The sequence below is a fragment of the Bacteroides sp. 90-K9/2 genome (assembly GCF_047310725.1).
Lineage (GTDB): Bacteria > Bacteroidota > Bacteroidia > Bacteroidales > Bacteroidaceae > Bacteroides > Bacteroides vicugnae.
The window spans coordinates 213,565-234,420 of the sequence record NZ_JBCGVL010000001.1 but is presented as its reverse complement, the minus strand read 5'-3'; the positions used below and the strand labels follow the sequence as shown (position 1 = coordinate 234,420).

Genomic DNA, 20,856 nt, shown 5'->3' with positions numbered 1-20,856 from the left:
CGAAGAGACAGCGTCTCTTTAGTAAACAATAGAAAAACTTAGAATGAAAAGAATATTGGTAAGTGGCGGAGCCGGTTTTATAGGCTCTCATCTTTGTACTCGGCTTATAAACGAAGGTCACGACGTGATATGCCTGGATAATTTTTTTACGGGTTCGAAAGATAATATCATTCATTTGATGGATAATCATCATTTTGAGGTGGTGAGGCATGATGTCACTTATCCTTATTCGGCAGAAGTAGATGAAATCTATAATTTGGCATGTCCCGCATCTCCTATCCATTACCAACATGACCCGATTCAAACAGCTAAAACATCTGTGATGGGGGCTATTAATATGTTGGGATTAGCAATGAGGCTGGATGCCAAGATTTTGCAAGCTTCCACGAGCGAGGTATATGGAGACCCGATCGTTCATCCGCAACCGGAAAGCTACTGGGGGAATGTGAATCCGGTAGGTTACCGGTCTTGTTATGATGAGGGGAAGCGTTGCGCAGAAACGTTATTTATGGATTATCACCGTCAGAACAGTGTGCGTGTGAAGATTATCCGTATTTTTAATACATATGGTCCGCGAATGTTACCGAACGACGGCCGGGTTGTTTCTAATTTTATTCTTCAAGCGTTGAATAATGAGGATATAACTATATATGGTGATGGAAAACAAACACGTAGTTTCCAATATATTGATGATTTGATTGAGGGAATGATAAGAATGATGAATACGGAGGATGGGTTTACAGGACCTGTGAATTTGGGGAATCCGAATGAGTTCCCGGTGTTGGGACTGGCGGAAAGGATCATTAGTCTGACTGGCTCATCTTCGAAAATTGTATTTAAGTCTTTGCCGGATGATGATCCGAAACAGCGACAACCGGATATTACATTGGCTAAAGAGAAACTGGGTTGGCAGCCTACCATTGAACTGGAAGAGGGGCTGAAGCGTATGATTGAATATTTTAAAAATGTCTGAAGCATAAAAAAAGAAAATTATGAATATGGAAATTAATCCTTCCGAATATAAAGTCCTTATTGTGGACGATGTAATATCAAATGTCCTTTTATTAAAGGTACTTTTGACCAACGAGAAATTCAAAATTGTGACTGCCGGTAATGGGACACAGGCGTTGGAACAAGTGAAGAAGGAAAATCCGGATCTAGTATTGCTGGATGTGATGATGCCGGATATCAGTGGATTTGAGGTGGCTCAACAAATGAAAGCGGATCCCGAAATGGCTGAAATTCCCATTATCTTCCTGACTGCTCTTAACAGTACGGCGGATATCGTCAAAGGATTTCAGGTGGGTGGTAACGACTTTATCTCAAAGCCATTCAACAAAGAAGAGCTGATTATTCGTGTGACACACCAGATTTCGTTAGTCGCAGCGAAAAGAATCATTGTTGCACAAACGGAAGAGTTGCGTAAGACTATTATGGGACGTGACAAGCTCTACTCTGTGATTGCGCATGACTTGCGTTCGCCTATGGGATCTATCAAGATGGTATTGAATATGCTGATTCTGAATCTGCCAAGCGAAACGATTGGTGAGGAGATGTATGAATTGCTAACGATGGCCAATCAGACAACTGAAGATGTATTCTCATTGCTTGATAACCTGCTGAAATGGACGAAGAGCCAGATTGGTAAACTGAAAGTGGTTTATCAGGATATTGATATGGTAGAAGTGGTAGAGGGCGTAAGCGAAATCTTTACGATGGTGGCCAGTCTGAAGAATATTAAGATTGTACAGGATGTGACTGTGGAAAATATGGCTGTCCGTGCTGATATTGACATGATTAAGACTGTGATCCGTAATTTAATCAGTAATGCGATTAAGTTTAGCAATGAAGGTTCGGAAGTAGTGGTGTCATTGGCAGAAGAAGACGGTATGGCAATCGTAAGTGTGAAAGACAGCGGTTGCGGTATCGATGATGAAAATCAGAAGAAGTTGTTGCATACCGATACTCATTTCAGTACCTTTGGTACAAACAATGAGGAAGGTTCGGGACTCGGATTATTATTGTGCCAGGACTTTGTTGTCAAGAATGGCGGTAAACTGTGGTTTACTTCAAAAAAGGGAGACGGGTCTACATTTAGTTTCTCAATCCCATTGTTGGAGAAATAAGAATAACTATAGATAATACGGATTAGAATTAATAAGGGCACGGTTTGCATGAATATGTAAACCGTGCCCTTATTATTGGGTATACTCTGTTTTCGGCCTATCGTTTGCAGATAGCCTTAAAATCGCAATATGAACATTTTTTAGTATCTTCTGTCTGCGTGAAAGGCTCTTCTTCGTTGAATATTTCTTCTAATAATGCTTGCAGGCGTTCGCGGAATTCATCTTCAAAGAAAGCAAAGTTGTTTACCGGTATTTTCGGTTTACGGGGTTCTCCCATTTCGATAACAGGCGAATAGCTTTCCGATGCTGCCCGGTGAATGTAGAGTAGGGCAGGAGCTACCATTAATGATTGTTTCCGGCTCATGATAGCGGCATACAGAAAAGTCTGGAAGATATAGTTCGGGCGTGTTTCCGATGGGGTGAACAGTTGCCCGATATTAGCAGGTATTTTAGGACTTCCTCCTGTTTTGTAGTCAACAATCCGCAGGGTACTTTCTTTTGCATCCATACGGTCTATTGTGCCACCCAGACGGAGAGTGAACGGTCCTTGTCCTGTTTGTATAGTTATCTCTTCTGAAACTTTCTTTTCCATAGCGACCATTTCGAAAGGAGTATATAAAAGGTCGTTGCGCAGCAATTGTTTCAGATAGGAAACAATTACTTTGGAGTTGATAAGTTGTATGCCGTTATATTCCGGTTTTTCTTCGGGAGAGACCTTGAATAATTCTTCTTTGAAGGCTTGGTCAACGTAGCTTTGTAGTTTCACCTCATTGCGTAATAAGCGTTCGATATCTTCTTTATGTATCGTTTTTCCGGCTGCGGTCAGATCGGTGTATGCCAATTGGGCGGAGAGGTGGAAAATGGTTCCGAATAGGGCGGAATCAATTTCTGCACTAACTTCGTCCGGTGTTTTCAAGCCCGCTACATAGCGGTAGTAGAATCTCAACCGGCAATCCAGATAAGCATTAAGGGCGGAAGGAGAGAGAATCACTGAATTTGGATTAGTGCTATCGTAAGCACGATAGAGTCGTCTTAGTACTTCAGGTGTTTTTTCTACTCGTATCTCTTGGGTACTTTGCGGAGATTGTCCGGCTTCCAGATACTCGCGAGTGATATCATGCGGACCTTCTACAAGTAATTGCAGCATGAAACGGGATTCTTCTCCACGGTTGAGACCGTCCGAAGAAGTATTGTAGAGTAGCGTGATATTCTCTGCCCGTTGTATCAGTCGATAAAAGTAGTAGGCATACACTGCATTTTTGTGTTCGATAGTGGTCATGCCGAATGCTTTCCGGAGATTATAGGGAATAAAAGAGGAATCTCCTCCGGATTTTGGAAGTTGTCCTTCGTTGAGAGACAATATAATGAGATTCCGGAAGTCCAGATTACGTGTTTCCAATACTCCCATGACTTGCATTCCGATAGCCGGTTCTCCGTGGAAAGGAATATTGGAAGATGTCAGTACTTTGGTAATCAGTCGTTTCAGAGTATCGGTGCGTATATTTAACTCTCCACTTTCAATCAAACTGTAGAGACGGTTGATTTTGGTATGGCTTTGAAAGAGCGATTCTCTATATAGTTGATTGAAAATATCACTGTATTCTCCTTCTTTGCGATAAATGGTTGAAATGTTTTTGATTAATTCAATCAGGTAATCGCATAGCTCTCTTATACCATTACGGGGAGTGAAGAGGGTAGCTAAAAAATCATCTTGTTTAAGTTCCGATGGAAGTGGATAAAAACGGTTGGTTTGGGTCAGCTCATGTTCCAGGGGAGTGGCATGAGATGATAATTGCCGGGTATAGGGATGTTTCAATATAGCAGATACTGCCTCGTAAGTGAATCGGCCGGTGTCGGAGCGGTAACCATTGGTTTGCAATTCCATTGCGGCATTGATAAAGCTATAAACGGGAGTTTGGGCCAATGGGAATCCCATGGTGATATTGACGTTTTTCACTTCCTGCGGAATGGAATGAAGCACGGGGAGAAGCAGAGCTTCATTACAAAGCACTACGGCATTTTCTTTTTCCTTTTCTATGGCAATTTGCGAATGATCGTTTGTTATCGCCTTAATCCATTCGGGAAGGAAACGTGCCTGGGCATTCTCGGTAGAAGCGGAAATAGATCGTATTTTCTTCGGTTCTTTAAAGGTGTTGAAAAAGCTTTCCGGGAGTTCGTTCGGAAATTCCCCGAGATTACGTTTCAGGAATTCTCCGGCCTCATGTTTTTTGATTTGTTGGGTGTAGAAAATATCATAGTCCCAATAGAAGAGTGCTTTGCCCGCATCTTTCAGTTTTCTGAAAAAGTCATTTTCTACTTTGTTCAATACATTGAACCCGACAAATATGTATTTGTCGTATTTGAGTTGGTCAGTATCAAGTTGTTCGATCACGTTCCGGTAGAGCATGCCTTCGTAAGCAATGCCTAACTCTGTCAGGTTCGCCCGGTAACGATGGTAGATAGTACCTAGCTTGTCCCAAAGGGAAATAAATTTTTCTTTTAGTTCGGTCCGTTTTTCAATGGAGAAATTCTGAAAAAACTGTTGTATGGCTTCTTCCTGCTCTTTGTCAAGGAATTCATAGTCGTCCATCAGATTTTTCAAATCTTGTAGATTACTGAATAATTTGTCGGCATCGACCATATTTTTATCTACATCATCAAAATCACTAATCAACAACTCTCCCCAGAAGTAGAAATCGTCCAATGTTTCCTGACTCTGTGTTTCCTCTTTGAACACTTTATAAAGTTCGCAGACCAATCGAATAGGATCGCCGCTTTTCTGTACGGATAGTTTCTGAAACAGGTCGCTGATACTCATGGCAGCCGGTGACCAGATCGGTTGATCGGATTCTCCTGCTAAATATTCATTGAAGAACAAGTTAGCACGTTTATTAGGGAAAATGAGTGCTGTACGTGACAGGTCATTTCCTATCTTGGTATATAAATCATGAGCGACTAGTTGGAGAAATGATTGCATATTGATTAAGTTTTTTCTAATTCATATATTTATTGTAGTCGGAACAAAACGGGAACAGTGAAATAAACGGCTACTTTAGTACCATCCTCCAATTCTCCGGGTTTCCATTTGGGCATTTGGTTGATGACGCGTAATGCCTCCTTGTCCAGGTAAGGATCTACGCTGCGTACAACTTTAGGATTGACTACATTTCCTTCTTTATCAACGATGAACTGAATTATAACGCGTCCCACCCCCATCTCTCCTTGTGCTATTGTAGGATACTGGATTTCTTTTGCAATAAATTGCATGAGAGCTTGTTGGCCTCCAGGAAATTCTGGCATAACCGGAGCTATATTCAGAGTATCACTTGCTGACAATGAAGTATCTGATATATCGGGGGAAACAAATCCTACTACTACCTCTCCTCCTATCACATCGTCGGGTATTGGCGCTGGTGGTGGAGGAGGTGGCACATCTTTTATGGAGGCAATGATGGTGTCTTCTGCTAAAGTGGGGGCAGGTTCTCCCATAATAAGATCTCCATAGGAGGTGGTGTCACTAGACACTTCTTTATTCATTCCTTTATTAGCAGAATTGGTGCATGAAGTCATTGGAGTCATGGCTATCAAGCCTGCAGATATGCCTAATACTGTGATTGCTTTTCCCGATACCTGCTTTCGCTCAAGTTGTTGCTCCAGATATCGAACTTCAGCTTCGCATTTGGGGCAAGTACCCAAACAATCTCCCTGATACTGACATTCAGAGGTGATGAATTCAATATCATTCGCTTCGGCTATTTGCCGACGAATCTCTTTTAAAATTTTACAGGTTTGTTTTCCTCGTGCCATGGCATTAATCATTAGGGGTTTTATAGGTGAATCGGTCGAATTGGGTGATTCCCATTTCTTTCAAAAGCTCTATGCTGTAGTCTACATCTTTCTCTGTATTATAAGAAGGAATGAGCGGTGTCCGAATGATAATTTTCCCGGCTTTGCCTTCTTCGATTAAATACCGGAGATTGCATAAAACCTTTTCATTACCTTTTCCGGTATATCGCTGATAGATGTCATTATTCATATCTTTGATGTCGACGATATAATTATCTACAATAGAAATCAACTCTTCTACATTCTGTAGTGGAACATTGAGAGACGTTTCGACAGTGATTCTCCATTCCGGTCCGGAAAGTTGGCGAAACTGCCGGATGAACTCGTTTTGCAATAATGGTTCTCCACCTCCAAATGTGACTCCTCCGCAGCTCGCCAGAAAGTAAAGTTCGTCTTTACGTACTTCCTCGTAGAGTTGGTTACAATCATATCTCTCCCAAACGCCATCAGGTTGTAGAGAGGTTGGATTGAGACAATATTTGCAACGCAACGGACAGCCATGGAAAGCAACTAATGTTGTAACTCCTTCACCGTCAATCGTTAGTCGATGGCGGGCAATGCCGATGAGAGGAACAGCTTTCATACTTTTTCTATTTTTTCTTCATCCACATACCACAAATAGCCGGTGATATTTTTATATCCCATCTTGGTAAGAAGTTGCATATATCCTTTCACTTGTTTGTTATATTTAGGATTTTCCTTACCAAACTTGAAATCGACTACAACAACCTGATCATCTTTCATCATTACACGGTCCGGACGACGGGTTTGCAAAACTCCTTTTTCTTTATAGATAATAGCACATTCATTAAACAGCGTCCATTTTCCGGAATACCAATCTTGAATTTCAGGGGAAGAAAAAGCTTTCTTTGCAACTTCACGAGCCACCTTCTCTTTCTCATCATTTCTGATAACTCCTTCAAAAATAAGCCGTTCGATGGCCGGATCGATATCTTCTGCCGTTTCGATGACAGAAAATAAAGTATGTAACATGCGTCCGCGGTTGATAAAGCGGTCGTCCGAATCTTCTTCTTCAATGCCCTGAATGAAGTCAGCAGAGCGGTTGGACTGACGAAATTCAATATCATGCCGCATGGATTCCATTCGGATAGGGAGTTTTTTTGGTTTCTGGGTTAGCTTGTTTGTGGATGTCTTTCTTCTTTCTTCTTCTGAAGGGCACAGTTTCCCTTGCTCGTAACAGTCTTCTTCCCAGTCAATCCCTTCTTCTTGGGCTACTATCGGTAGGGTGTTTGCCAATAGTTCGGACATGGTGCCTTTCTGGCTTTTTCTACTCCAGATAATAAGGTTTTTCCCTGCGCGGGTAAAAGCAACGTATAGTAGATTGAGGTTATCTACCCAAAGTTGAAGACGCTCTTGCAGGTAGTCGTTACCATAAATCGATTCAGCCATTTGGGTGGAATAGTTAATAGGAAGAATATCCAATGCATTGAACGGTGCTGTTTGCGGGGCACACCATACAAGCTGATTATTGGTTTCATTCTCCAGCTTCCAGTCGCAGAAAGGAAGGAGCACGGTATGGAATTCCAATCCTTTGGATTTGTGTATGGAGAAAATCCGGATACCTTCTACTTCTCCACTTGGAATTGTTTTACTGCATAATGTTTCGTCCCAATACCGGATGAATCCGTCCAGCTCGGAAGAGTTGCTTTGCAGATAATCGGTCACGGCATCAAAAAAAGCGAATAAATAGGCATCCTGATCTTTAATAAGATTCATCTCGAATATGCAGAAAAGTTCCTCTAAAAGCTCATAGAGAGGCATTAGCCTTAGTTCCTTTATCTTTTCAAGAAAAGCTGCGGGAAGATAATTCCCGGCAGGGAGGAGTAGGAGAGTATTCCAATCCAGTCCTTTCTGTAAAACCTCGTTTTGATAGGCTACGGCCAGTTGGGCACGTGCTATTTTATTGTTTTCATCGGAAAGGAATCGCAGTGCATCCAGCATCATACAAATGGCGAGAGAGGCGTCCAGGCGGAAGGCTTCGTCTGATACCACTTTATAGTGTAGCTCCTTATCGAAGTAATCGGCGATTCGGGGAATACTTTTATTTTTCCGTACCAGGATGGCTATATCATTAAGTCGTACTCCGGAGGTGAGGAGATGTTTTACTTCTTCTCCCAGACTAATTAATGTCTGTTCGGTATAATCATGTTCTTCGTCGGGTTCGAGAAAAGAGACTTTTACATATCCTTTTTCTGTACTTCGTGGAGATTCCTGCACAACGTCGGCATAGGCTTTCTGCAGATCCTCACAATCCTTGCCTAACTGTTGCTTATATACTCCGTTCAGATAGTTGGCGGCAGCTGTAAAGATTTGGTTATTAAACCGGATCACATTGGTTTCACTTCTCCGGTTGGTAGCCAGTGTCTTGACGCGGATCGGGAAATGTTCGATGTGGTCATTCAGGCTGTTGAGAATTCCCCAATCGCCATTTCGCCAACGATAAATGGATTGTTTAACGTCTCCTACAATCAAACTGTCTGCTCCTTGAGACAATCCTTCCAGTAAGAGCAATTTGAAATTTCCCCATTGCATCCGGCTGGTATCCTGAAACTCATCTATCATGACGTTATGGATATTCGTTCCTATCTTTTCGAATACAAAAGAAGAGTCACCGTCTTTCACCAGTTGATGGAGCAGGGCATTCGTATCTGATAATAGAAAACGATTGTTGTCGTGATTCAACTGACGTACTTCTTCATCGATATTGGCGAGGAGTTGCACTTTGTTGAGATGTTGCAGGGATAATCGGCAACTATTCAGTAACAAATTATTCTTGGAACGTAACTTTTCAGCATCTTCCAGAATTTGCATGAGACTGGAGTTGGCTAAATTAATGATGTCCGCGTAGCGGGGAGAAGTCTTGGTTGCCCAGTTCTTTGAGTCTTCCAGACATTTTTCTACTGTGACATTACGGATATCATTGCCTAAAACGCCATTATTAAGTTTACGGAAATAACTTCCGATTCCGCGTGAACCGTTTTTCAGATCATCAGCAGTCAGTGCGTGTCCGTCCAGTTCTCCTTCGAATTGGTCGTAGAATCCTTTCATTTGCTCCAGTATTTCCGTTTCCAGAGCTTTCAGTTGCTTGCGATACTCTTTGATGGTATCCGGGTTTCGTAACCGTTGCCGGAGTCCTTCTCCCTTTTCAATATAACCTTCATCGAAAATATTGCGTCCGAAACTTTTTACTTCGTCCGACACGTTCCAACGCTTGTCATCGGCAATCCGCTCGTTGATATAATCGAGCAACCATGCGAGGACGGGAGAAGTGGGTCCTAGTTTCTCAATCATGCTATCTACAGCGTCGCTAAGAACTTCGGTGTTATTTAACTCGATATTCAGATTCGGGCTAAGTTCCAGTTCCCGTGCGAGATTGCGCATGACAGATTGAAAAAATGAGTCGATAGTCTCTACCCTGAACCGGCTGTAATCATGCAGCATATAGCTAAGGGCGACGCCTGCCGCTTCCCGTATCTCCTGTTCGGTTTTTCCTGTCTCTTCTTTAATTCGGTTGAGATAGGCTTCGGAATCTTTATCGCCTATCTGTATGCCGTAAAGCTGACTAAGAATACGTTCTTTCATTTCTGCTGTTGCTTTATTGGTAAAGGTGACAGCGAGAATTTGCCGGTAGGCGCGGGGATTGAGAATTAACAGTTTGATATATTCCACTGCTAAGGTAAATGTCTTACCCGAACCTGCGGAGGCTTTATAGACTAAAAGTTCACTCATGTTTCTGTTTATGGGATATATTCGATTTTAGCAACAATGACCCGTATGTCCTCCGGTTCTTTCCCTGCCTTTACCAATGCCTGATGAAAGTTTTTGGGGAAGAACATGAAGAATGTATCCGGAGTGGAATCTACATATTTTATTTTCTTGGCTTTGTAGAAAGTAACATCCGGTTTGTATTCGGTGATAGGCTCTGCATATTCTGCTGAAGTAATTCCGAAACGTTCGGTGCCTTTTACTACATATTGCAGATCAATGCCGTGGCGGTGTGCTTCGATTTTACGTTTACTGACATCTTGCGTTGTTGCATCCTGTACATTGATGTAACAATGTTCGCCATCCACTTCGTATCGTCCGGCAGGCATATTCACAAGGTCGTGGGTAGCTAGCCATTGGAAAGTCTTGTCCCATACTTTCTTGTTCTTATGATATTGTGACGCAAATTCCTGATAATCGGTCGTTTTATGAGGCATTGCCTTCAATCCGTTCGCCCATTCTTGTTTTTGTGTCCATTGACGGGCTTGTTTAAGAGTCCAGTTATCAGCGGATTCTTGTGAACACACGTTTTCAGTGAAGAAGAAAAGAAAAAGTCCGATAAACAGGCTTGAACTACTAAATACGAATTTTGATTTCATGATTGTTCGAAAAAATTAGGTCCGAAAATAAGTATGAATAAAGGTAGATAGTCTTTTAAAGCTACTCGCAATAACTTTAAGGCTTGTCCAATCCTGTAATTAATCGTTTGTGGAGATACATTCAGCTTCTCGGCAATTTCTTTATGCGTCAGATGTTGATTGCGGTTCATCTCGTAAGCTTCGAGATATTCTTTCGGAAGTTTTTTTAGTGCTTCTTCATATAAACGGAAAAGCTCATCACTCAAATAGAAGTCCGGGTTATTGAACTCACTATCATATTTATCAACGATTTCCTGATGAACTTTTCGTTTGATCTCAAAATGGGAAAGACGGTTGAGAGCTTTGTTCTTGACAATTGTGAAAAGAAGTGTTTTGAGTGTCAGCTCTTCCATAAGAGTACAACGATTTTCCCACAGCCACATCATCGTTTCTTGTACAATCTCCTCTATTTCTTCCTGCTCGCCTACATATTGGGAACAAAAAGCACATAGCCTACGGAAATAATGTCTGTAGACGACGTCAAAAACTTTTTCTTCTCCTGCTTTTAGGGCAGTGATAACGGACTTATTATTATTAATATCCAAATATATCGGAGATTGTGACATTCTCTTTTAATTTATGTAAGACAAAAATAATGAAAGAAGTAGATAAATGAAATAAAAATGCGAGAAAAAATATTTTTTTCTTTTTCTCTTTAGTATATTTGTACTCACAACTGTATTACTACAAAGGTATTATAGTTTTTTTTGTAAAAAGATAAAAGAGCATGGATGAAACTATCTTGGTGAATTACCTGCAAGGCGAATGTAATGATGAAGAAGCTGCCCGGGTGGAGGCTTGGTGCGAGGAAGGACCGGAAAACCGGAAAGCTTTGGAGCAACTTTATTACACTTTTTTTGTAGGTGAGCGTATAGCGGTGATGAATACTGTAGATACAGAGGCGTCATTGGAGCAATTTAAATCAGCTATCAGAGAAAAGGAGAAAAAGGCTAAGCGGAAAAGTATCTCGATCCGTTGGGGACGTTATGCTACTGTGGCGGCTGCTTTTCTTACCGGACTCGTTTTTGCCGGTGGAATTGCCTGGGGATTACTTTCTAATAAACTTTCGGATTATGAGGTGATAACTGCTGCCGGACAGAGAGCGCAGACTGTGTTGCCGGATGGTAGTAAGGTATGGCTGAATGCATCTTCAAAAATAGTTTATCATAATTCTTTTTGGAGTTCGGATCGTCAAATTGATTTGTCGGGTGAAGCCTATTTTGAAGTGTCCCATGATAAACATGCTCCATTTATAGTAAATAGCAAACAAATCAAGACTTGTGTGCTTGGTACGAAATTTAATGTGCGTGCACGCCAAGATGAGAATAGGGTAGTGACTACCTTGCTTCAAGGACTGGTACGGGTAGATTCTCCGCGAACGGAAGAGAATGGTTATTTGTTGAAACCGGGACAGACATTGAATGTAAATACGGATACTTATCAAGCAGAGTTAATTGAATATAACCAACCTACAGATGTGCTTCTCTGGATTAATGGCAAGTTGGAATTTAAGCAACAGTCTTTATTGGAAATAACCAATATTATGGAGAAGTTGTACGACATCAAATTTATCTATAAGGATGAAACATTGAAATCAGAACGGTTTACCGGTGAATTCTCTACTGATAGCACTGCTGATGAAATACTGAATGTTTTAATGCATACTAATCATTTCTCTTACAAGAAAGACGGACGGATTGTCCGGATGATGAAGAAATAAGATAATAAAGTTTTTTGTCGCTGAATACATATCACAATTATGCTCAAAACCGTACCGTTTTGAATTAAACAGATCATAAATTTAGGCACGGATTACGCGGATTACACGGTAGCTTTGCGCACTCACTACGCTAAAACCGTGAAATCCGTGTAATCCGTGCCTAATTCCTTATTTATAATTTCACTCATAACGGTACGGAAATGAATGAAACAGTGCGAAAATGAGTGAAACTGTACGGATTCGGTCATACATAGTGGAAAAATATCTATCATACTATCATTCATTTTAATAATATTCTAATTATCAAAAGAATAAGTATGATAGATAGCTCTAAAAAAATGTATCTATCATACTTTTATCAGCAAAAAGGGACATCTATCATTCCTGTACTGTATCTGTTTTAGTGTAGCATTAGGTGAGATAATCCATTTAAAGACATACGAATGCACACTTTATAGGATGATAACCAGTATTTGACAGCTTAATTATCTATGGGGAGCGGCAGTATTTCTATAGTTCACAAGTGTGTGCCGTACAGCCCACGCATGTAAACCATACAGCCTACATATGCAGGCTATACAGCCCACACTTGTGGGCTATAAACTTATCGCCGTTTAAGTGGGATTTTTGAGCTGCGATATTCGGATTTATATAGTTTCATTGTGACAAAAACAAGCCGTCTTATGCTTATTATAGAATATTTATACGGCTATTTTGTAGATGATAGATAACCCGTTTTTACTGGTAAAAGTATGATAGATACATTTTTTTAGAGTTATCTATCATACTTATTCTTTTGATAATTAGAATATTACTAAAATAAATGATAGCATGATAGGTAGTTTTTTTATTATGTAATGTTTAGTTTAAACTCCTATACAATGAATTAGTTCAAATCTGGTACGGGTTTGAACTAAAGCGTGGTTTTCGGACTGACCTGTATGTTTGTGAGGTATGTTTCTAAGAAAAAGGGTAATCCAATGGGTTACCCTTTATTCTATCATTTCTATGTTATCTATTCATTATGTTTATTCACTTTTGGGTTCGTAAACATTAAATTCTGTAACATCCGTACGACCGTTTGTAGAGATAGTGATAATCTGATATTTCAGATACCGCGTAGTAATAGGAGAGATGAACGTAATGTTTTGTGTACTATTACTGGGTATTGTTAATGAACTCAATGATTTCCATGTCGTACCATTTTCAGACTGTAATATTTCCACTTCTCTAGGAGCAAATGCATATCCCCAATGATTCGTTTTGATACCTGTTAAAAGCTTAGTTTCTCCTAAATCAACGGTAAACCAGAATCCTTTATTATTTAGAGCAACGTCAGTTCCAGTCTTGCCATCGATTAAATTATTGGGTGCGCCTTCTACTCCTTCTTCTACATTAATAATCCAACCTGCACGATTATTGATAAGTTGGCTATTGTCAGGAGTACCACTTTTTAGATTGCAGTAGGCAGCTTTATTAATAATGGCAGGTAATGTACTTAAGCTACTGCTAATAACAGTGTTCTTATCATTGGTCGTTACATTACTGATTGAGACACTGAAAGAGAAACTTGTTTTTTCCATGATACTGGCAAATATCGTCGGATCAACCGTCGCTGTGATTTCTTCAGAAGTCATCTGTCCTTCTTTGAGAGTAACCTGTGAGGAACTTAAAACGATCTGGCTTGCATCAAGCCCTTCTGTTTCACTTTTTGCACTTAATGTGATAACGATATCTGTAGAGACTGCTTTCTGTGTTTTTACAGTAAAAGCCATCTTAATTTCATCTCCTCCGATTCCATTCGCATCATGAGTCAGATTGAACTTTTTTACATTCCCCGATAAATAGTCATTTCTCTGTAGAGACACATACGTAGCATTCCACTCGTTAAAAACTTCTTCATCATCACTACAGGACGAAATGAACGGTACAAACAAGCCGAGTAGAGTTGCTATTGATAGTGATTGAAATATATTTTTCATATGTACATACGATTAAATTATTACTATTTCCATTCGGTAGATTTATCTGTAGATAAAATACCGTCAATCCAGGTAGGAGTAACAGAAGTAGTCAAAGTATGACCTTTGCCGGTTGCATCTTCGAATACATTGCCTTGTCCTTCATTGAATCGCCAATAAGCTTCCAGACCCACAGATTTTGGGCTAACTTGAGTCATGTTATTCTGAATTTGAGAAGCGGAACGAACTACAGACCAAATACGTGCTTCGCTCATCAAGATCTTACAACCACTCCACCATGTATCGGCAGAAAACCAACTTATACTGGAAAAAATAGTGGGTCCCGATGGAATACTCAAGACACCTGAATCTATTCCGTTAATATAAAGACGGTAAGATGAACCATCGCATACTAGAGCTAGATGTTGCCATTCATTAGGCTTAAAAGAATTGCTTGGATTCAAATAAAGACTATTACGGCCCACAACTTGTACTAATGAATGAGCCTTGAAATTTTCATTATCAGACTGCGGGTCTTCAAAACGCAACAAGATATTATTCAGGGCATCACCGTTACCATTACTAAAAATAGCACGATTTCGATTATTCATATTACTTACTTGAAAACGAACCTCTATCGTATATTGTGCATACGTTTCAGATGATTCTGCATATTTATTAGAAGTTAAATTAGCAGAACCGGTAAACATCGGGGCTGAAAACTCAATAATACTTTCAGCTAAAATAACAAAAGTTCCGGTATTTTCCATTGGTGAAATGCTTCCATCCTGCAATACAAGTTTTACAGGCAGCGCATATGATTCTCCTGACTTCATCATTTCCTGGCTAAAAGCTTTCAAGGCAATAGAGAGGGCATCAGTGGCATACTGTCCGGCTTTCACTGTAATAGTTTCCGGTAGTGTATAATATCCTTCGGGCAACATTATATATCCGGTTCCATTAATGTGGTTATAAGCATCCAATACAGATTGGTCCGTGACCAACTTATAATGGTTGTCTGTAGAAGAAAGATTGCTAAGATGCACATTTAGAGTAGTAAAACTTTCGCCAGAGGCTTGTACAGTTACTTTTTGGCTTGTACTTGAAAGTGCTTCTTCAATATAAGCATGTGTGTCTAAAGCATCATATTTCGCATCTCCGCAACTTACCATACTTCCTAAGCCTGCTATAATTGCAGAGAAGTATAAAGTTCTTATATAATTCATACGTTTCATAGTTTACATTAATTTTTAAGTAATGAATGTGATGATGGATTCATAATCTGGATGGCACGACGTATATTCTTATATTCCGGTGAAGTACCAAATTCTGCTTCCATGTGATAAGTTCCTACCCCACCTTTACGGAAACCATTTCTAGGCTGCCAACGTGCCATGCCTTCCAAAGATTTCATACTATTCCCATAACGGTCGGTATAGGGATAACCGCCATCCATCGCAGCATCGGTCGCTTCGAAGTTTTCAGTCATTATAGTTCTTCTGGTGATTTCTTCCTCACTCATCACCCCATTAAAAGTAGCTATTAATGCCGGTCCCCATACGTTACCATCAATAAGTCTTCCATCCAAATTAGAATCACCACCCGGATTATAGGCTTGAATAATGAAATAATCAAAGTAAGTCCCAATTTCAGGTTTGGTACTAATTCTTTGAGGTTCACCATCAATGACCAATAGTTTTCCAGTCCCGGATTTCGGTCCCAGATACTTGCCTAATTCGTCAATAAAGAAAAACAAATGTTCATCTGAATTGACAATATTTCCGGTGTAGGGTCCGGCCACTGGTTCGTAATCTATATCAAATCCATCATAACCATATAGATTTAAAGTATCTACAATCGCTTTTGCATATTTGCGGATTGAAGTTTCTACTGCTTCTATATTACTCTCGTCTGACGGGTATCCCCAAAAATCATTAATAGCTTCCTGTTTACTATTATATCCCATTTCTTTCCAATTATCCAGTATGTTCTGTGGAGTCAGTTTGTCTCCTACACCACCGATAATTGAACAGTATATAATTTTTGTACCTTTCATGTTCTGGCAAAAAGCCATATCCTTGCGTTGAGCTTCAGAAAGATTTGTTCCATTATCCCAAATAGAAACAATATCTACGCTATCCGGAATACCAGCTAGAGAGCTTTTCATAAAAGCACCTTCACCACTCCAGCCGCCAAACCAGCCAAAGGCAACTTGGTGATCTGTCTGCTTATAGGCACGCAAGGCCGCATAATATTCATCCGATACGATCGATTCGGGAAAAGTTTTTGCTTCCGACTCCGTCCAGTCACTGCAACCGATCAATGAGGTCGTTGCCAGTGATATGAGTACAATGTATAATAAATAAATTTTCTTCATAAAAGTCCTTTTTATGCATTATATAAATTAGTTCTTCTTAGCCCACTTTAAGTCAGTAGCTTCATTATCAGCACCGCCAAGTTCTGCTACTCCCAGATCATAATTGGCTTTATTGTTTTGTGCCTCTGTATAAGGGAAGCTTAGACGACGCATACCGCGTTGGCTACTCACTCCACAATCTGATAGATTGTCGATACAAGGATAAAGTTCCGGATAACCTGTACGGCGATATTCAGCCCATGCTTCCAATCCTAATGGATAATTGGCGATCCATTTTTGAGTAATGACACGTTGGAAATTTTTTCCATTTACGTTATCAGCCTCACTGTCATCCCACATCACACTCACTGTATTGGTAATTGTAGCAGTAGCATTTTGCACAGCATCACTTTCATGTGATACGACAGGAGCCTCGTCAATCTTCAAGTATTCAGTGGCTGAAACCTGATACTGTTCCATTGACAAATTAATGCCATCTTCATAATAGGCTTTTGCTGTTTTAGAACCGACATTCCAACCACGCAATTTTCCTTCTGCACGTAAAAAAGCCGTTTCTGCAGCACAGAAAACCATTAATTTAGAAGTTGCCGTATATGCAGGAATAGAGAATCCCGCTGCGTCTGCCTTTTTAAAATCAGCATCTCCAGTACGCATACCTACATATTCATCTGTTTTTCCGGTAAGGGTAGACTTATTAAAGAACTTCGGCATACGTGGATCGTCATATGCATTCATATAGTCTACAATATTTGCATTCACACGCAGATCACCCCAACTTACAGCTGCCAGTTGATATGGATTACTTTGTGTGCCACAAGAAAGCATAGCATTATCCGAGTTACTTTCAATCAATCCTGCCTTATGTGTTACTGCTGCTTCAGCTGCCTCTTGAGCAATGCTTGGCCATGTTCCGCTGATTCGCATTGCAACACGTAAACGCATTGAATTGGCTAGCTTAGCCCAGCCTGAATAATTTCCATCGAAAACCGGATCATTGGCTCCCAATGGGGCATTACCATTTGTTTCTACATAATAGTTGTACAAAACATCAGCTGCATTGGCTAAATCACTTAATATATTAGTATAGACCTGTTCCTGGGTATCATAAGATACATAGAAATTCCCCTTCTTTACTTGGCTGTAAGGCATCGGTCCATAACAATCTGCAACGCGAAGCATCGTTATGGCACGTATCATGCAGGCGAAAGCATAATAATGTCCGGTAGAATTAGTTGCTTCCTGTATCTGGAAAAAGTTTCCGTATATTTTTTCAAACGGAGTGTTCCAAGGAGTGGCATTCCAGGCGTCGCTCTGATTGAATGTACTGAAGTTTGTACCACTCCATGTGTTAGAACAGCATAGATAGCCACCTAACTGTCCCACCATCTGATCCTGCATTTGAGAGTCATTCTGCTGAATATTCACAATTGTTTCAATCATAGACTTCATCAAAGTAGCAGGGTCTGCATCATGAATTTGATATTGATTCGTATTATACTCCTCAAATTTATCGGTACAGCTTCCTGCCAGTAACAATAGAGCGGCACCGACTGTGATATTTCTTAAATATTTTCTCATAACATTAGCTTTTTCTTTTAGAATTGAACTTTCACATTAAAACCGAAGTTACGCAAGCTGGGTTGCATAAAGTAGTCTACATTCATATAATAGTTACTGGAGGTAGAGGCAGACAATTCCGGGTCGAATGGAGCTTTACAGTAGATCATCCATAAATTACGTCCTACAACACCTAAAGTAATATTCGCCACATTTTTAAACCATCTTTTAGGAAGTGTATAATTTAAGCTCAATTCCTGCAAACGTACATTGGTTGCACTATATAGATAATAACGGCCATAGCCACCTTCACCCGTACCGATAGCTTGGTAATACTTTTGGGCATCAACTTTACCGTTATTAATAGGAACACCACCATTATCACGAGCTGTTGCAGATGATTCCGACACTCCATAATAATCTAAAATACCTTGAGTAGCCGAATAAGCTAATCCGCCTACACGGGCTGATAATACAATTCCCAAGTCGATTCCTTTGTAATTGAAATGATTGGTCCATCCGAGGTTGAAATCAGCATCCAGATTACCGACTTTTACCGGAGTGTTTGATGAAGTGATACCCAGATTACCATTCTGATCGACTTTTATATTACCGTTATTGTCTTTTGTCAGTTGGTTGTATACATAGATATCGGTCATAGAACCTCCTTCTGTCAGGATGACGCGGGGAGCTACATTCTCTTTACCTAACCAACCCACATTCATTTCATCCATTTGGATAGCTTCTCCTGTCACAGGATTCACGCTGCCGCTTGCCAGTCGTTTCACCTTGTTACGGTTTAAAGTGAAGGTAGCATTAGAAGACCATCCGAATCCTGCCCATTTATCACTGAATCCTAAAGCTAATTCAATACCCTGATTTTGCACGTTACCGGCCTGTACAATCGCTTGTTTATATCCGGAAGAAGAGGGGATATCCACCTTAAATGTTTGGTTTAATGTGTTAGAACGATAGTAAGTAGCGTCTAAATTAAACCGATTTCCCCAGAATTTCAAGTTCAAACCGATTTCCCAGGATTTAGTCTTTTCAGGTTTCATATTGTCCATCGGATATACGGTCGGATTCGCCCAGTTATGTGTCTGGCTGTTGTATTCGTAACCCGGATTAGTAAGGAAACGATCAAAGGAAGAGGCTACCACTGTATACGAACCGCGTATTTTAGCATAAGAAATCACCTCTGGTAGTTTAACCATTTCTGATAATAAAGCCGATAAACCGACTGACGGATAAAAGAAAGATTTCTGTTTGGAGAATGCAAGTTTTGAATCCCAGTCATTACGTCCGGTTACAGTTAAATACAGTTGATTTTTCCAACTTAATTCAGCACTGGCAAAAATACTTTGAATTTCATCTTCATATCCGGTAGGGTCCGGTTTATAGTTGGCGGAGAAATTAATATTGTTGATCTGGAAGAAGTTGGGAATAACCAGGTCGCCTGCAATATATAACTGATCCATTGAAGTATGATATATGGAAGCACCAACATTGGCTGTTAAATGAAAATCACCGAATGTTTTATCTATATTGGCCAGGAAATCGGCATATAAAGAACGTTCCTGACGCATAGCATCTTCAAAACCACCGCTTACACCACAGAATGTTGTTAATGTAGAAGCTGATTTTTCGTTTTTATTCCGGTAGTCGGAGTTGTCCAGATTGACACGACCGACAACATTGAGCCAATCTGTAGCCTGCCATTTCAAAGAAGCGTTCATCATATAACGTTTCTTGTTGGAAGTACGGTTGATACGATTTTGTATCCAATATGGATTTTGTAATGACAAACTTGCATCACCATAAGGCCAATATTGCTCCATATAGCCGTAGTTAGTATTATAACGTTCATACAAACGAATTTCGTCAAAGTTGTCTCCACGAGGGAATAGATACAGTGATGGGAGAGGGTTATAATACTGTCCTTGAGAAACCATGTTTTTGTTGTTCTGAACGATATATTGTGCACCGATATCCAGAGTAAGCTTATCATTTAGAAAATGGGTGGTATTACGTGCCGTAAAATTATAACGGTTATAGGAGTTGTTCGGAAGAATACCACCAGAGTTAGTTGTAGAAGCAGAAAGATAGGTTTGATTTTTGGTATTTCCTGTAGATAATGCTACCGAATTGATAACATTGGATCCTGTTTCAAAAAAGTCAGATGGGTTATATCGACGGTTTGTCAATTCTCCCCAGCTGAATAATCCGGAACTTGTGCCATAACGGTTCTGCATATCCGGCATAATATATGCTTTAGAAAAGGTAGTACTGTTGGATACTGTTATGGTAGTTTTCTCTGTTTGGCCTTTTTTAGTAGTAATTAAAACAACACCGTTTGCCGCAGCAGAACCATATAATGCTGCCGCTGAAGGACCGGTCATCATACTGATACTAGCAATATCATCCGGGTTTAAGTCAGCAACGGCATCTGATCCTCCCATGTCTCCGAATAACCCTTCACCACCGCTTTTCCCTGTATTAAAAATAGGTACACCGTCAATCACGTACAATGCATTGTTATCTTTAGTCAGAGATTTCATTCCACGCATAACAACACGTGTAGCACCACCAGCACCGGTTGCACCACTATTAATCTGAACACCGGCAACCTTTCCTGATAGTGAATTCATAAAATTAGCATCCTTTACAGCTGTCAATTCATCACCTTTTACTTCCTGTACATTATAACTTAATGCCTTTGTTGCACGCTTGATACCCAATGCAGTAACAACAACTTCATCCAATACTTGCGTATCTTCTCCTAAAGTTACTTTCAGAGGTTGAGCATTGGCAAGCGTGATTGCTTGGGAGAAACTGTGCATTATTA

At 40.2% G+C, this 20,856-nt stretch carries 14 protein-coding genes; 3 read left to right on the top strand and 11 right to left on the bottom strand.

What is annotated here, in order from left to right; genetic code table 11:
- The first annotated feature begins 43 nt into the window (after positions 1-43).
- Together AAHJ11_RS00735 and AAHJ11_RS00730 are read left to right on the top strand one after the other, a co-directional pair.
- Entirely contained in the window at positions 44-973 is a 930-nt protein-coding gene (locus AAHJ11_RS00735; RefSeq protein WP_148367176.1) for a UDP-glucuronic acid decarboxylase family protein, read from the top strand.
- Positions 974-992: 19 nt separating this feature from the next.
- Entirely contained in the window at positions 993-2,126 is a 1,134-nt protein-coding gene (locus AAHJ11_RS00730) for a hybrid sensor histidine kinase/response regulator (RefSeq protein ID WP_148367175.1), read from the top strand.
- A 97-nt stretch (positions 2,127-2,223) separates the two neighbouring features.
- Here the strand turns inward: AAHJ11_RS00730 and AAHJ11_RS00725 are convergent, their stop codons facing one another.
- The 6 genes from AAHJ11_RS00725 to AAHJ11_RS00700 are packed head-to-tail and all read right to left on the bottom strand — an operon-like array spanning position 2,224 to position 10,962.
- Positions 2,224-5,103: a PD-(D/E)XK nuclease family protein gene (locus AAHJ11_RS00725; RefSeq protein WP_413578916.1), complete on the bottom strand. Its 2,880-nt coding sequence runs from the start codon at positions 5,101-5,103 to the stop codon at positions 2,224-2,226.
- Between the two features lie 29 nt (positions 5,104-5,132).
- Positions 5,133-5,933, bottom strand: coding sequence for an energy transducer TonB (locus AAHJ11_RS00720; RefSeq protein WP_413578914.1), 801 nt, complete (start codon positions 5,931-5,933; stop codon positions 5,133-5,135).
- A 4-nt stretch (positions 5,934-5,937) separates the two neighbouring features.
- Positions 5,938-6,555, bottom strand: a complete 618-nt coding sequence (locus tag AAHJ11_RS00715; RefSeq protein ID WP_322019228.1) for a radical SAM protein — start codon at positions 6,553-6,555, stop codon at positions 5,938-5,940.
- On the bottom strand, positions 6,552-9,722 hold the full coding sequence (locus AAHJ11_RS00710; RefSeq protein WP_413578912.1) for a UvrD-helicase domain-containing protein: 3,171 nt from the start codon (positions 9,720-9,722) through the stop codon (positions 6,552-6,554). The genes AAHJ11_RS00715 and AAHJ11_RS00710 overlap by 4 nt, the downstream gene beginning before the upstream one ends.
- 8 nt (positions 9,723-9,730) lie before the next feature.
- The gene (locus AAHJ11_RS00705) at positions 9,731-10,357 is read right to left on the bottom strand and encodes a YhcH/YjgK/YiaL family protein (protein WP_148367169.1); all 627 of its coding nucleotides are present in this window, start codon (positions 10,355-10,357) and stop codon (positions 9,731-9,733) included.
- Complete coding sequence (locus tag AAHJ11_RS00700) at positions 10,354-10,962, bottom strand: RNA polymerase sigma-70 factor (protein WP_004300457.1); 609 nt, start codon at positions 10,960-10,962, stop codon at positions 10,354-10,356. Before AAHJ11_RS00700 ends, AAHJ11_RS00705 begins: the two co-directional genes overlap by 4 nt.
- Before the next feature lie 161 nt (positions 10,963-11,123).
- Between AAHJ11_RS00700 and AAHJ11_RS00695 the strand changes: the two genes are divergently transcribed.
- The gene (locus AAHJ11_RS00695; RefSeq protein ID WP_297284596.1) at positions 11,124-12,116 is read left to right on the top strand and encodes a FecR family protein; all 993 of its coding nucleotides are present in this window, start codon (positions 11,124-11,126) and stop codon (positions 12,114-12,116) included.
- Between the two features lie 1,028 nt (positions 12,117-13,144).
- Here the strand turns inward: AAHJ11_RS00695 and AAHJ11_RS00690 are convergent.
- The 5 genes from AAHJ11_RS00690 to AAHJ11_RS00670 are packed head-to-tail and all read right to left on the bottom strand — an operon-like array spanning position 13,145 to position 20,851.
- Positions 13,145-14,098, bottom strand: a complete 954-nt coding sequence (locus tag AAHJ11_RS00690; protein ID WP_148366796.1) for a DUF4999 domain-containing protein — start codon at positions 14,096-14,098, stop codon at positions 13,145-13,147.
- A gap of 23 nt (positions 14,099-14,121) precedes the next feature.
- Positions 14,122-15,312 carry a DUF1735 and LamG domain-containing protein gene (locus AAHJ11_RS00685; protein ID WP_148366795.1) on the bottom strand — a complete coding sequence of 397 codons (1,191 nt, stop codon included), beginning with the start codon at positions 15,310-15,312 and terminating at the stop codon, positions 14,122-14,124.
- An 8-nt stretch (positions 15,313-15,320) separates the two neighbouring features.
- A complete protein-coding gene (locus tag AAHJ11_RS00680; RefSeq protein ID WP_234132225.1) occupies positions 15,321-16,454 on the bottom strand; it encodes a glycoside hydrolase family 18 in 1,134 nt (377 codons plus the stop codon).
- 27 nt (positions 16,455-16,481) lie between these two features.
- The gene (locus tag AAHJ11_RS00675; RefSeq protein WP_217723495.1) at positions 16,482-18,032 is read right to left on the bottom strand and encodes a SusD/RagB family nutrient-binding outer membrane lipoprotein; all 1,551 of its coding nucleotides are present in this window, start codon (positions 18,030-18,032) and stop codon (positions 16,482-16,484) included.
- Positions 18,033-18,049: 17 nt separating this feature from the next.
- The gene (locus AAHJ11_RS00670; protein WP_413578908.1) at positions 18,050-20,851 is read right to left on the bottom strand and encodes a SusC/RagA family TonB-linked outer membrane protein; all 2,802 of its coding nucleotides are present in this window, start codon (positions 20,849-20,851) and stop codon (positions 18,050-18,052) included.
- Positions 20,852-20,856 lie beyond the last annotated feature (5 nt).